Origin of the sequence: Pseudomonas sp. UBA6310, assembly GCF_002438225.1 — a bacterium.
GTDB classification, from domain to species: Bacteria; Pseudomonadota; Gammaproteobacteria; order Pseudomonadales; family Pseudomonadaceae; genus Pseudomonas_O; species Pseudomonas_O kuykendallii.
Window position 1 is genome coordinate 43,773 of the sequence record NZ_DJTK01000030.1, and the last position, 12,999, is coordinate 56,771.

Annotated in this window: 12 protein-coding genes and 1 pseudogene; 9 read left to right on the forward strand and 4 right to left on the reverse strand. The window is 64.2% G+C overall.

Going from position 1 to position 12,999, the window contains the following annotated elements; translation table 11 throughout:
- The first annotated feature begins 99 nt into the window (after nucleotides 1-99).
- From B3E91_RS06710 to katG, 4 genes are all read left to right on the forward strand, one after another.
- A complete protein-coding gene (locus B3E91_RS06710) occupies nucleotides 100-606 on the forward strand; it encodes a DUF1993 domain-containing protein (RefSeq protein ID WP_287028808.1) in 507 nt (168 codons plus the stop codon).
- A gap of 87 nt (nucleotides 607-693) precedes the next feature.
- Nucleotides 694-1,713: an alpha/beta hydrolase family protein gene (locus B3E91_RS06715; RefSeq protein WP_273233330.1), complete on the forward strand. Its 1,020-nt coding sequence runs from the start codon at nucleotides 694-696 to the stop codon at nucleotides 1,711-1,713.
- A 299-nt stretch (nucleotides 1,714-2,012) separates the two neighbouring features.
- Nucleotides 2,013-3,599, forward strand: a complete 1,587-nt coding sequence (locus tag B3E91_RS06720) for an ABC-F family ATPase (RefSeq protein WP_287028809.1) — start codon at nucleotides 2,013-2,015, stop codon at nucleotides 3,597-3,599.
- 416 nt (nucleotides 3,600-4,015) lie between these two features.
- Nucleotides 4,016-6,289: a catalase/peroxidase HPI gene (gene katG, locus B3E91_RS06725; protein WP_287028810.1), complete on the forward strand. Its 2,274-nt coding sequence runs from the start codon at nucleotides 4,016-4,018 to the stop codon at nucleotides 6,287-6,289.
- Between the two features lie 157 nt (nucleotides 6,290-6,446).
- On the opposite strand, the pseudogene B3E91_RS06730 reads toward katG, so the two are convergent.
- A pseudogene (locus B3E91_RS06730) lies at nucleotides 6,447-7,387 on the reverse strand (aromatic alcohol reductase).
- A gap of 95 nt (nucleotides 7,388-7,482) precedes the next feature.
- Here B3E91_RS06730 and B3E91_RS06735 point away from each other — a divergent pair.
- Nucleotides 7,483-7,941, forward strand: coding sequence for a winged helix-turn-helix transcriptional regulator (locus B3E91_RS06735; RefSeq protein WP_090230538.1), 459 nt, complete (start codon nucleotides 7,483-7,485; stop codon nucleotides 7,939-7,941).
- A gap of 160 nt (nucleotides 7,942-8,101) precedes the next feature.
- On the opposite strand, the gene B3E91_RS06740 is transcribed toward B3E91_RS06735, so the two are convergent.
- Nucleotides 8,102-8,359, reverse strand: coding sequence for a DUF1652 domain-containing protein (locus B3E91_RS06740; RefSeq protein WP_273233340.1), 258 nt, complete (start codon nucleotides 8,357-8,359; stop codon nucleotides 8,102-8,104).
- Between the two features lie 77 nt (nucleotides 8,360-8,436).
- Nucleotides 8,437-8,679 carry a hypothetical protein gene (locus tag B3E91_RS06745; RefSeq protein WP_287028811.1) on the reverse strand — a complete coding sequence of 81 codons (243 nt, stop codon included), beginning with the start codon at nucleotides 8,677-8,679 and terminating at the stop codon, nucleotides 8,437-8,439.
- Between the two features lie 264 nt (nucleotides 8,680-8,943).
- Between B3E91_RS06745 and B3E91_RS06750 the strand changes: the two genes are divergently transcribed.
- The 3 genes from B3E91_RS06750 (at nucleotide 8,944) to B3E91_RS06760 (ending at nucleotide 9,992) form a co-directional block, all read left to right on the forward strand.
- Nucleotides 8,944-9,186, forward strand: coding sequence for a hypothetical protein (locus B3E91_RS06750; RefSeq protein ID WP_273233346.1), 243 nt, complete (start codon nucleotides 8,944-8,946; stop codon nucleotides 9,184-9,186).
- Between the two features lie 114 nt (nucleotides 9,187-9,300).
- Complete coding sequence (locus tag B3E91_RS06755; RefSeq protein WP_090230549.1) at nucleotides 9,301-9,747, forward strand: hemerythrin domain-containing protein; 447 nt, start codon at nucleotides 9,301-9,303, stop codon at nucleotides 9,745-9,747.
- 89 nt (nucleotides 9,748-9,836) lie between these two features.
- A complete protein-coding gene (locus B3E91_RS06760) occupies nucleotides 9,837-9,992 on the forward strand; it encodes a hypothetical protein (protein ID WP_282344033.1) in 156 nt (51 codons plus the stop codon).
- A gap of 284 nt (nucleotides 9,993-10,276) precedes the next feature.
- On the opposite strand, the gene B3E91_RS06765 is transcribed toward B3E91_RS06760, so the two are convergent.
- Complete coding sequence (locus B3E91_RS06765; protein ID WP_287028812.1) at nucleotides 10,277-11,143, reverse strand: helix-turn-helix transcriptional regulator; 867 nt, start codon at nucleotides 11,141-11,143, stop codon at nucleotides 10,277-10,279.
- A gap of 122 nt (nucleotides 11,144-11,265) precedes the next feature.
- On the opposite strand from B3E91_RS06765, the gene rmuC reads away from it, so the two are divergent.
- On the forward strand, nucleotides 11,266-12,834 hold the full coding sequence (gene rmuC, locus B3E91_RS06770) for a DNA recombination protein RmuC (protein WP_287028813.1): 1,569 nt from the start codon (nucleotides 11,266-11,268) through the stop codon (nucleotides 12,832-12,834).
- Nucleotides 12,835-12,999: the final 165 nt, after the last annotated feature.

The window sequence follows — 12,999 nt, forward strand, 5'->3', positions numbered from 1 at the left end:
GTTTCGTTCTCCTCTCTTTGGTGCGATTGGGGCGGCTCGACAGCACGCATCTCACGACGGATCATGGCTGACCTTCAACCCCGTGCAGCAGGAAATTCCATGTCCCTCTCCATGTATCAGGCCTCCGTCCCGGTGTTCGTGCGCATGTTCGGCAACCTGTCGGCGATCCTCGACAAGGCCGCGGCCTTTGCCGAAGCGAAGAAGATCGACCCCTCCGTGCTGGTCAATGCGCGTCTGGCGGTCGACATGCTGCCGCTGTCGAAGCAGGTCCAGATCGCCAGCGATGCGGCCAAGGGCGCCGGCGCCCGCCTGACCGGCAGCGACGTTCCGAGCTTCGCCGACACCGAAACCACCTTTCCCGAATTGCAGGCGCGCGTCGCCAAGACCGTGGACTTTCTCAAGGGCCTGGATGCCGCGCAGTTCGACGGCAGCGAGTCGAAGGAGATCGTGCTCACGCTGGCGAAGGGTGAGGTGAGGTTCAAGGGTGACGCCTACCTGCTGAACTTCGTGCTGCCTAACTTCTATTTCCACATGACCACCGCCTACGCGATCCTCCGTCACAACGGCCTCGACCTGGGCAAGATGGACTACCTGGGCGCCCTCTGATCCGTCCTCTGGTCCGATCCGTGCATCGTTCCCGCGACCCGGCGCCCCTGTGCGTCCGGGGCTCGCGGAAATGCACGGGAGGGGAGCATGTCAGGGCGTTTTTTCACAGTGTTCTTGGCGACCATGCTCACCGCACTGCCGATCGCAGGGCGTGCTGCCCCCAGTTGGGGCGTCGGTCTGCACCGGCTGACGCTGGAAGACCCGGTCGACCACCAGCCGATGAGCGCCGTCGCGTTCTATCCGTCCTGGGTCAAGCGCGGCGACACGCATATCGACCTGTTCCGCATCGCTGGCCGCGAAGACACGCCGCCGGCGCCGGGCCGCTTCCCGCTGATCGTGCTGTCCCATGGCAATGGCGGCTCGCCCCTGGCGCATCATGACCTGGCGACCGCGCTGGCGCATCGCGGCTTCATCGTGCTGGCGGTGCAGCATCCCGGTGACAACGTCGACGACCAGAGCCGCATCGGCCGCTTCAGCAACCTCTATGGCCGCCCGATGCAGCTCTCCGCGGCGATCGACGCGGTCGGCCAGGACAAACTGCTCGGAGATGAAGTCGACAGCCGCCAGGTCGGGGTGATCGGCTACTCGGCGGGCGGGGAATCGGCGTTGATCCTGGCCGGCGGCCATCCCGAACTCCAGCACCTTCGCCAGTACTGTGAAAAACAGCCGGACGACGCCGAGGCCTGCGAGCGCGCGGCGAGCCTGGCGATCGACGATGACGTGGTGGAGGCCGCGCCGGATTCGCGGGTGCGTTCGCTCCTGCTGCTGGCGCCGCTCGGCCTGATGTTCGGGCGCCAGGACCTGGCCGACGTCCAGGTGCCCGTGCTGCTCTACGCCGGCGCCGAGGACCACCTGTTGCTGCCGGCGGAAAACGCCGCGGCGCTGGCGCGGCGCCTGCCTGGACCTGCCGATTACCGTGTGGTGCCGGGCGCCGGGCATTTCGTCTTCATGGCGCCCTGTTCGGCGGAGATGCGCGAGGCCGCGCCGCAGCTCTGCGACGACGGCGAGGGGGTCGATCGCATGGCCGTCCACGACAGCCTCAACAGCGAGGCCGTGCGCTTCTTCAGCCAGACGCTGACGGCCCCCCAGACCGCCGCGCAGTTATAGCGCTGCTAGCGTCGGACCGCGGCGATCCGCACGGCCCGCCACCGGCGGTGCTAACGGCGCATCGAGGCCGTCCTGCGAGGAGGCTGCGGCGGCGCTTGAGCCGCCGCGCTTCCAAGCCTCCATGCAACTGCCCCGGGACCTATGCGACAATATGCACAAATCTGGCATGACCCCCCGCATTTGTTGCCCCACAGCTCGGCCATAGCGTGCAGGTGCTGCTCACGATCTGTGCCCGCTGGATCCGGGAGTCGTCTATCGACCGACTCCAGCAACTCTCAAGTTACTGATAGGTAAACCTCTTGATCTCCACCGCAAACATCACCATGCAGTTCGGCGCCAAGCCGCTGTTCGAAAACGTGTCCGTAAAGTTCAACAACGGCAACCGCTACGGCCTAATCGGCGCCAACGGCTGTGGCAAGTCGACTTTCATGAAGATCCTCGGTGGTGACCTGGAGCCGTCCGGTGGGCAGGTGATGCTCGAGCCGAACGTGCGCCTCGGCAAGCTGCGCCAGGACCAGTTCGCCTACGAAGAATTCAACGTGATCGACACCGTGATCATGGGTCACGAAGAGCTGTGGAAGGTCAAGGCCGAGCGCGACCGCATCTACTCGCTGCCGGAAATGAGCGAAGAAGACGGCATGAAGGTGGGCGAGCTCGAAGGCGAGTTCGCCGAGATGGACGGCTACACCGCCGAGTCCCGCGCGGGCGAGCTGTTGCTCGGCCTGGGCATTCCCCTGGAACAGCACTTCGGCCCGATGAGCGAAGTCGCCCCTGGCTGGAAGCTGCGCGTGCTGCTGGCCCAGGCGCTGTTCGCCGACCCGGACGTGCTGCTGCTCGACGAGCCGACCAACCACCTGGACATCAACACCATCCGCTGGCTGGAAAACATCCTCACGGCGCGTAACAGCACCATGATCATCATTTCCCACGACCGTCACTTCCTCAACGCGGTCTGCACCCACATGGCCGACCTGGATTACGGCGAGCTGCGCCTGTTCCCGGGCAACTACGATGAATACATGATGGCGTCCACCCAGGCCCGCGAGCAGCTGCTGGCCGACAACGCCAAGAAGAAGGCGCAGATCGCCGAGTTGCAGACCTTCGTCAGCCGCTTCTCGGCCAACGCCTCCAAGGCCAAGCAGGCCACCAGCCGCGCCAAGCAGATCGACAAGATCCAGCTGGCCGAGGTCAAGCCGTCGAGCCGCGTCAGCCCGTTCATCCGCTTCGACCAGACCAAGAAATTGCACCGCCAGGCGGTGACCCTCGAGAAGCTGTCCAAGGCCTTCGACGACAAGGTGCTGTTCAAGAACTTCAGCTTCCAGGTCGAAGCCGGCGAGCGCGTGGCCATCATCGGCCCCAACGGCATCGGCAAGACCACGCTGCTGCGTACCCTGGTTGGCGAGATGGCCCCGGACGCCGGCAGCGTGAAATGGACCGACAGCGCAGAGGTGGGCTACTACGCCCAGGATCACGCCCACGACTTCGAAGCCGACGAGACCCTGTTCGAGTGGATGGGGCAGTGGACCAGCGGCGAGCAGAACATCCGCGCCGCCCTAGGCCGCATGCTGTTCTCCTCCGATGAGATCCAGAAGTCGGTGAAGGTGCTCTCCGGCGGGGAACAGGGCCGCATGCTGTTCGGCAAGCTGGCCTGCCAGAAGCCCAACGTGCTGGTGATGGACGAACCGACCAACCACCTGGACATGGAATCGATCGAGGCGCTCAACCTGGCGCTGGAGAACTACCCCGGCACGCTGATCTTCGTCAGCCACGACCGCGAGTTCGTCAGCTCCCTCGCCACGCGCATCATCGAGCTCTCGGACAACGGCGTGACCGACTTCTCCGGCAGCTACGACGACTACCTGCGCAGCCAGGGCGTGATCGTCTGACGCCTCGCCGCCTCATGAAAAGCCCCGCCGATGCGGGGCTTTTTCGTTGCGGCGCGCTGCGGTCCGCTCACCCGCGGTGGTAGCGATCAACAGCGGTGATTGGTCTTTCGGCGGCCGCTCGTACAAGCTCGCAAGCGAAGCGCCTGAAAGACGCTCGCTATCGCCGTACTAGAGACGCTGTATTAGATGGCCGCCGTAGCGGGGGCTAGTCTTGCCTCGTACGGAACGACCGGCCGTTGCCACCGGATGAGCGTCGAAGAATGGACCGCGAGCCCGTTCTGAGCCTCCCGGGCCGCCGCTTCGTTGAGCCATTGCGGCGATAGACCGATCGCATACCCACACGCTGATTTCACTCATCGCTGCCCGGCATCCGGGGCCGGATGGAAAGCGGGATGAGTACCACCGAGGGATCACCCATGACGACCGAATCGAAATGCCCGTTCAACCACGCCGCGGGTGGTGGCACCACGAACCGTGACTGGTGGCCGAACCAGCTGAACCTGAAGATTCTTCACCAGCATTCGTCGCTGTCCGATCCGATGGGTGAGGATTTCGACTACGCCACGGCGTTCAGGAGCCTCGACTTCGAGGCGGTGAAGGCCGACCTGCGGGCGCTGATGACCGACTCGCAGGACTGGTGGCCAGCGGACTTCGGCCACTACGGCCCGTTGTTCATCCGCATGGCCTGGCACAGCGCCGGCACCTACCGCACCGGCGATGGCCGCGGTGGCGCCGGTGCCGGCCAGCAGCGTTTCGCACCGCTCAACAGCTGGCCGGACAACGTCAGCCTGGACAAGGCGCGCCGGCTGATCTGGCCGGTGAAGCAGAAGTATGGGCGCAACATCTCCTGGGCCGACCTGATCGTCCTCACCGGCAACGTCGCCCTGGAGTCCATGGGCTTCAAGACCTTCGGCTACTCCGGCGGCCGCGCGGATGTCTGGGAGCCGGACGAAGACGTGTATTGGGGCACGGAGACCACCTGGCTGGGCGGCGACAACCGCTACGGCAAGGGCGCCAAGGACATGCAGCCGCCGGGCGAGGGCGATCTGGTCGCCGAGCCAGAAAAACACGGCGAGGAAGAAAGCCGCACCAACCAGGGCGAGCGCCATCTGGAAAACCCACTCGCCGCCGTGCAGATGGGCCTGATCTACGTGAACCCGGAAGGTCCCGAAGGCAACCCCGACCCAGTCGCTTCGGCGAAGGACATTCGCGAAACCTTCGGTCGCATGGCGATGAACGACGAGGAAACCGTGGCGCTGATCGCCGGCGGCCACGCCTTCGGCAAGACCCACGGCGCCGGCCCGGCAGACAACGTCGGCGCCGAGCCCGAGGCGGCCGACCTGGAAGAGCAGGGCCTGGGCTGGAGAAGCACCTTCGGAACCGGCAAGGGTGGCGACACCATCACCAGCGGCCTGGAAGTCACCTGGACCTCGACGCCCACCCGTTGGAGCAACGAGTACCTGGAAAACCTCTTTGGCTTCGAGTGGGAGCTGACCAGGAGCCCGGCCGGCGCGCACCAGTGGCGACCGAAGAACGGCGCCGGTGCCGGCAAGATTCCCGATGCGCATGACCCGGCCAAGCGTCGCGCGCCGAGCATGCTGACGTCCGACCTGGCCCTGCGTTTCGATCCGGCCTACGAGAAGATCGCCCGACGCTTCCTGGAGAACCCGGATCAGCTCAGCGATGCCTTCGCCCGCGCCTGGTTCAAGCTGACTCACCGCGACATGGGCCCGCTGGCGCTCTATCTCGGGCCGGAGATGCCCACCGAGGAACTGCTCTGGCAGGACCCGATTCCGGCCCTCGATCACCCCCTTGTGGACCAGGCCGACATCGATGCCTTGAAAGCCCGGATCCTCGCCTCCGGATTGACGGTGTCGCAGCTGGTTTCCACCGCCTGGGCGGCGGCGTCCACCTTCCGCGGGTCCGACAAGCGCGGCGGTGCCAACGGCGGACGCCTGCGCCTGGCTCCGCAGAAGTTCTGGCAGGCCAACCAGCCCGAGCAACTGGCGAAGGTGCTGTCCGCCCTCGAGGGTATCCAGCAGGCGTTCAACGCCGCGCAGTCCGGCGGCAAGAAGGTGTCCCTCGCCGACCTGATCGTGCTGGCCGGCGGCGTCGGTGTCGAGCAGGCGGCGAAGAACGCCGGTCATGCGGTGACGGTGCCGTTCACACCCGGGCGGATGGATGCCTCGCAGGAGCAGACCGACATCGAGTCGTTCGGCTTCCTCGAGCCGATCGCCGATGGCTTCCGCAACTACCTCAAGGGCCATTACAAGGTGTCGGCCGAGGCTTTGCTGGTGGACAAGGCGCAACTGCTGACGCTCACCGCGCCGGAAATGACGGTACTGGTCGGCGGTCTTCGCGTGCTGAACACCAACGTCGGGCAGACCGCCCACGGCGTGTTCACCCAGCGCCCGGAGACCCTGAGCAACGACTTCTTCACCCATCTGCTGGACATGGGCGTGGAATGGCGCGCGCTGTCACCTGCGAAAGACCTGTTCGAAGGCCGCGATCGCAAGACCGGCGCGGTCAAGTGGACCGGCAGCCGTGTCGATCTGGTGTTCGGCTCGCACGCGCAGCTGCGCGCCATCGCGGAGGTCTATGCCAGCGCCGACGCGCAGGAGAAATTCGTCCGGGATTTCGTCGCGGCCTGGACCAAGGTGATGAACCTGGACCGTTTCGACCTGGCCTGAGCTGACGTTCGGCGGTACCGAGCCCCGGCCTGAGCGATCAGGTCGGGGCTTCTTTTTGCGGGTTTCAGCGCAGGTGGGCGAGTGGTGGACCGAGCGCTTCCAGTTCGCCGATCCTCTCCAGCCGGGCGCCGGATCGTTCTGCCGGCGGATTTTGCCTTCAGTGGTGCGCGAGGTTTTGCCTAATCCACTGCTCGGCAGTGGTCACCGGAAACGACTGTCGCGCGTTGAACGTGTCCGCCTTGGGCCATGCCACGCCTCTGCCTTGGGCGAACACGGCGCGGTACTTCCTGATGGGATGCGTCGGGTCTTTCTCCAGTTCCTGGAGCAGGTACGGAACGGTCCAGACGTTACGCTTGAACGGCCGGCCCAGCGCGCGCTCGAGTAGGCTCGCGACCTCGCCGTACGTCACCGTATCTCCCGCCAGGTAGAGGATTTCGTTACGCCAGCGAGGTTCGTAGAACACGATTTCCGCGGCCAGTACACCGATGTCGTCCGGAGTGGTGAGCGTCACGCTGTTCTCGAGGCTGCCCAGGGCGTTCAGGGTATCGTTTTCGAAGTCGACCACCCCGAATATGGGCTCGAAAAGGAAGCTGATGAACATGCCGGTCGAGATGATCACCCATTCGGTTTTGTCCTGGGCGCGAAGCAACTCGCGCACATCGAGCTGGGCATCGAACAGATCCTGCGGACTGCCGCGGCCGATCACGTCGTAGTCGACGCCGAACTGCCAGGGGAAGTAGCGCTTCACGCCCGACCTGAGGGCCGCCGTCGCCAGCTTCATGGGCGTTTCCGGGCCCGCGACCATGCCTGCGCAGCCTATTACCGTGTCGAACCGCGCGAACACTTCGGCAAGCTGATCGATCGAATCGTTCACCAGGTCCGCGGCGACCATCTGGACGCCGAGGCCTCGAAGCGCGTCGATTTCCGCCTTCTTCGCAGGCTCCTGGGTGTTGATGGTCGAGTCCCGGAGCAGGACGCTGATTTGGGAGCCGGGCGCCGCTTCGCGACTCGCGCCAGATTGCGTAATACCGGAAGGCCAAGTTCGCCTGCGCCCAGGACGAGAATCGATTGAGGGGATAGCGGGGTCGCTTCGGTCATGACTAATCCTGATCAAGTTGCCTATAACATGGGCAAATGCTTTCACGATCCGTCGGCGCTCGTAAGAAGGCACACGTGTGATACCAGGGGGAAAAATGGCTGATCGGGAAACGCTGAACCGGGCAGAAATCGTCTGCCAGACGCTTAGCGAGGATGATGATGGCGTCAGGCGAGAGGTCCTCGCCCACGCCGGTAGCCGCTGGTCGCTGGGCATCCTGCATGCCCTGGGGGTGTACGGAAAGATGCGCCATGCCGAGATAAAAAGGCAGATGACGGGCGTGACTCAGCGAATGCTGACGAAGACCCTGCGTTCGATGGAGAGAGACGGCCTTCTGACGCGACAGGAGTTCAGCGAGATTCCCCCACGCGTCGAATACGAGCTGACAGCGCTGGGGAGGGGGCTGTTGATCCGCATGTCGCCGATCTGGACCTGGGTCGTCGAGAACGTCGAGGACGTGCGCAAGGCGCGTCGTCGTTTCGACAGCCAGGAGGGCAAAAGGCCGTCGTGGCAGACACCCACGCCGCTCCCGGTGGATCAGGAAACGTCCGGGTAATCGTCGCGCGAGGACCTTGGCCGTTCATACCGGCGAGGTAAGCCGCACGCACGGCGCCGTCCGTTCACCACCATCGGAGCCGATCTGCATCGCCCGAGCGTAAGCCGGTTGGCCACCGATCTCAGGTGGCAACGCAACGGGGCGATATCGAAGACGGCGGTCAGAAGGACGAAAGGGCGCCGGCCGAACTGAGCCGGGTCATCGCCAGTTCCGCGCGGATTTCATCGACGACCTGCTGTGCGCCGGAAGGGGTGTCCAGTTTGAAGAGCGGAATCCCGGTTACCACCAGATGCGTCATGTCGTCGGTAGCGTCGTAAATCCTCACGCTGAAGCTGTCGCGTTCCAGCGTGCACTTGCAATCAAGGGGGGTGAACGACGATTCGATCAAGGTTCTCGCGGCCTCGAACCGTGTGGGCATGGATCAACTCCGACAACGCAACGGGAAAGCGCCCAGGCGCTTCGTTCAAGTCGGCATCATAAAGGCAAAAAGCGCGTTCACCCAATGGGCTTGTCTTGCGATTTCCGCTCGCCCAGTGACTGTTCGAGGCTATCGCGTTCGCGGCGCAAGTCTGCCAGCACGGTTTCCAGCAGGCTGATGTTGCGGAACTGCTGCACGGTGAGCGTCCGACTCAGCAATCGATTGTTGCCCAAGATCGGCGCGATGATCTCGATATGGTCATTGTCCCTTTGATCGATGAACAGATCGGGGTTACGCAGGCTGAAACTGCTGTAGGGCATGGGGCGCTCGGTATATCTAGTTTTGTAGGACGGTCGACACTGTACAAAATTGATGGGCGCAGAGCGATTGGGTTCTGTCCATTCGTCGAGTGGCAGATATCGAAACGCTCGAGGCGGCCTGCCAGGCGCTCTATGGCGGGGGTTCGACCCGCTGGTCAGGCGTTCGGCGCGCTAGTCTGCAGTGCGCTATACCAGTCACTAGCGCTTGCGGTCCGGTTGGAGGCGCTGCACCCATTACCGTCGAATATGTTCGGGGGAGATGCCATGAACTGCCTGATCTGCAATGCCGACGCCCATGAGTTCCACAACGGATTCGAGGGGATCGAGTGCGAATGCCATCACTGCGGGCATTACGCGATCACCGATGCGCTGCTGAAGATTCGCCACGGACGCCACTTCGACGTGTTCGATACACGCGTACTGCTTGCCGTGCTGCGCGGCGAGCATCCCCACGCCGTGCCCGTCATCACCGAGGCGAACGTCTACTGGCAACGCCTGCTGGCCTGAGCAGCGCGGGGTCGTCGGAACCGTCGGTTGTTCCCGAAGGTCTTTTCCCCAACGGGCAGCGATTGCCCGAATCACCGCGGAGCCGTCCGCGTCTGACCGAGGGGAACAGCCGATATGGATATTTTCGAAGCATTGCGCCAGAGCCACGACCGCCAGCGTGAATTCGCCACGGCGGTGATCGCCACGCACGGCGACACGCCCGATCGCGCCGAAACCTATCAACAATTGAAAAGCGAGCTGGTGGCCCATGAGCGCGCCGAGGAGCGGCATTTCTACATTCCGCTGATGGAGTACGACAACGGCGTGGACCTGTCCCGGCACGCGATTTCCGAGCACCACGAGATGGACGAGATGATGGAAGAGCTTGAGGCCACCGATCCCTCGAGCCCGGCCTGGCTGCCGCTCGCCAAGAAACTCAAGGAAAAGGTTTTCCATCACCTCGAAGAGGAAGAGCACAAGTTCTTCCAGATGGCGGGCAAGCTGCTTTCCGAGCAGCAGAAGACCTCGTTGACCAAACCGTACTTCGAGGATTACGAGGCCAGCCTGGCCGAGGAGGCCTGATCCATGCGGCGATCAGGTTCGACCGCCGCGAACGTTGCCTGACCAACGACCTCGAATCCCGAAGATACCCATCACGCAGCGAGGTAGCCATGAACGACAACGAGCTGGATCACAGCCAATCGAAAACCCCCTATGACGAGCCGGACGTGACCATGGTCGACGGCGGCGATAAGGAAACCGGCGAAGACCCGGATTTCGACGATGTCGAATCCGACTCCGCCGGCACCTACGACAGGGAAGGGTGAGCCGCGCGAGGCGAACGAAAGAGCCCGGCCGATGCCGGGCTTTTTCGTACCCGGCGGCGGGGTTCCGCCTGATTTGTTTACGTGCGAAAAGTTGACAGATCGACGCTGCGTGCCGCGCTGCCTAAGGTTTGGCCCACGAACCAAGCCGAAATGGAGCACGAAGATGCTGTCGATCGAACTGATGCTGGAAAACCTCGAGGCCAGCCTGGGTGTGCTGGCGTTCATGGGAGCCCTGGCCTGGCTGGCCTACGCGCCGAGCGGGTCGCACTCCCTGCGCGGCTGATTCAGCGGTACAGCCAGCGCTCCAGGTCATCCAGGTTGGCCACCACGATCTGCTGCGCCGCCGCCTTGGTCTGAACCTTCGTGGGGTCGATCTGGTAGCGCTGCAGCACGTACTGCACCAGCGCGCCACGGCTGGGAACGGCCAGTCGGCCGTCCTGCATGCCATAGTCGGCTTCGATGATCGCCTTCTGTTCCGGGGACAGCCGCGGGTCGGCGGTAAGTATCACGTCCAGCTCGGTATTCCAGCCTTCGTCCTGTTCGCGACCGTGCTCCGAGGGGGCGAAGTGCTCCGGTTCGCCACGGAAGCGGCTGAGCACGAAATCCCGGTAATCGCGGTTCTTCTCGCAATAGGCACGCACGTGCCAGCGCATGCCGGTGTAGACCAACGTGTGCGGGCTGATCACGCGGAATTCCGGCTCGGGCGTGCTCAGCGAGACGTACTCGGTCTCCAGGCGCAGCCCCTCGCGGCAGGCCTGCAGGATCGGTCGCAAGACTTCGGGGCGAATGCTCCGATCCGGCACCTGCAGCACTTCGGTATGGGCGTAGGCCAGGGCCAGGCCCTCGATGTGGGGTGCCCGTTCGCGGTTGCGATCGAGCAGGTGCAGGTAGGCGCTGGCGCTGCCGTCGATGAACAGCGGGGCGAAGCCGGGCGCCGGTTTGTAGCCCTTCAGGCGCTTGTCGTAGACGAGGTTTTCCGGGGCGTGCTCGCCGAGGTAGGCGTTGATGTCCTTCGACGCCTGCTGGCGGCTGATGCCGAAGCTCTGCATCAGATGCCCGGTGGTGAGCCGGCCTTCCCACCAGGCGACGGTTTCGATCAGCCGGTAGCGTTGCGCCAGGTCCCAGCGGACTTGCTCGATGGATCGCTTCATACACCCCCATCCGTGCGAAAACTTTACACGCTCCCGACCAGCGGATAGACGTGTCGCCTGAAGCTACATATCTTGTCCCGGTCGATCAAGCGGTGTGACCGCCGCAGTGAGGAGAAACAACGATGCAAGCGAACCTGATCTGGGCCTTCGCCGGCGCGGCCGTCCTGTTGATTGCCGCGCTGGCGGTGGCGTTGGCGATTGTCGGCGGGCGTCTGCGCGGACTGACCGCGCAGCTGGCGGAGGGGCGCCGGCAGCTGGATGCGCAACAGAGCATGGATACCCAGCGCATGCTGGAAAGCATGGAGCTGCAATCGGCGGTGCGCGCGGAAAAGGCCCATGTCGAGCAGTTGCAGCGCCAGTTGGCGTTCTCCCGCGAGGAAACCGAGGGCTTGCGCAGCCGCCAGTTGCTGGAACAGCGCCGCCAGGAAGAACTTGGCGGCCAGGCGGAGGCGGCCAAGGCACAGAGCCAGCAGCTCGGCCTGCAGCTCGATGAACTGCGCCAGACCCATGCGCGTCTGGAACTGGCCAACCAGAACCTGCAGGAGCGCTTCGCCACGCTCAGCCGCGAGCACGCCACGCTGGCCTCGACCCTGGAGCAGAAACAGCAGCATTTCAGCGAGCAGCAGCAGTTGCTCAAGGACAGCCGCGAGCAGCTCAAGCTGGAGTTCGAGCAGCTCGCCGGACAGATCTTCGAGGCCAAGGGCCAGGCCTTCGCGCAGACCAGCCAGCAATCGCTGGATGCGCTGCTCAAGCCGTTCCGCGAGCAGATCGAAGGCTTCCGCGCCAAGGTCGAGGACATCCACCACAAGGACACCCAGCAGCAGGCGACCCTGGCGCAGCAGATCGTTCAGCTCAACGAGCTGAACCGGCAGATCACCCAGGAAGCCCAGGACCTGACGACCGCGTTGAAAGGGCAGAAGAAGACCCAGGGCAACTGGGGCGAGCTGATTCTCGAAAACGTGCTGGAGCGTTCAGGGCTGATCGAGGGGCGCGACTTCAAGCGCGAGGCCAGCTTCACCACCGAGGAGGGCCGCAAGCGCCCGGACGTGCTGGTCTACCTGCCGCAGAACAAGCACCTGATCATCGACGCCAAGGTCTCGCTGAATGCCTACACGCGTTACATCAACGCCGAGGACGAAGCCGAACGGCGCCTCGCGCTGGTCGAGCACGTCGGCGCCATCGGGGCGCGGATCAAGGAACTCGCCGACCGCCATTACTTCAGCCTGCCGGGGCTTAACGCGCCGGAGATGGTGTTCATGTTCATCCCCATCGAGTCGGCCTTCGTCGAAGCCTTGAAGGCGGACGAGACGCTGTTCCAGCGCGCCATCGAACGCAACGTGCTGGTGGCCACGCCGACCACGCTGCTGACCAGCCTGAACATTGTGCGTCAGCTGTGGCGTTTCGAGGAACAGAACAAGCACACCGCCGAACTCGCCGACCGCGCGGGCAAGGTCTACGACAAGTTGCGCACCTTCCTCGGCAGCATGGACACGGTGGGCAGCAGCCTGGAAAAGGCCCAGGACGCCTATCGGCGCGCCTGCGATCAGCTGATCAGCGGCAAGGGCAACCTGGTCAAGCAGGTCAACGATTTCCGCCAGCTGGGCGTGGCGGTGAAGGGCGAGATGGCCGAAGCCTGGGTGGATCGAGCGGAACTCGAACTGGGGCTGATCGATGGGGAACGCATCGAGTAAGGCGAGCGTCTGGCAGGGCCGGTGCGCGCGGCGCACCCTACGGGCATCGAGCCTTTGTAGGGTGCGCCATGCGCACCGTCGGTCTGCACTTGGATGCGGGGGTATGGATGGGGGGATCGGGGCGGGTAGGCCGATCCGGTATAGCCGGTGCGCGCGGCGCACCCT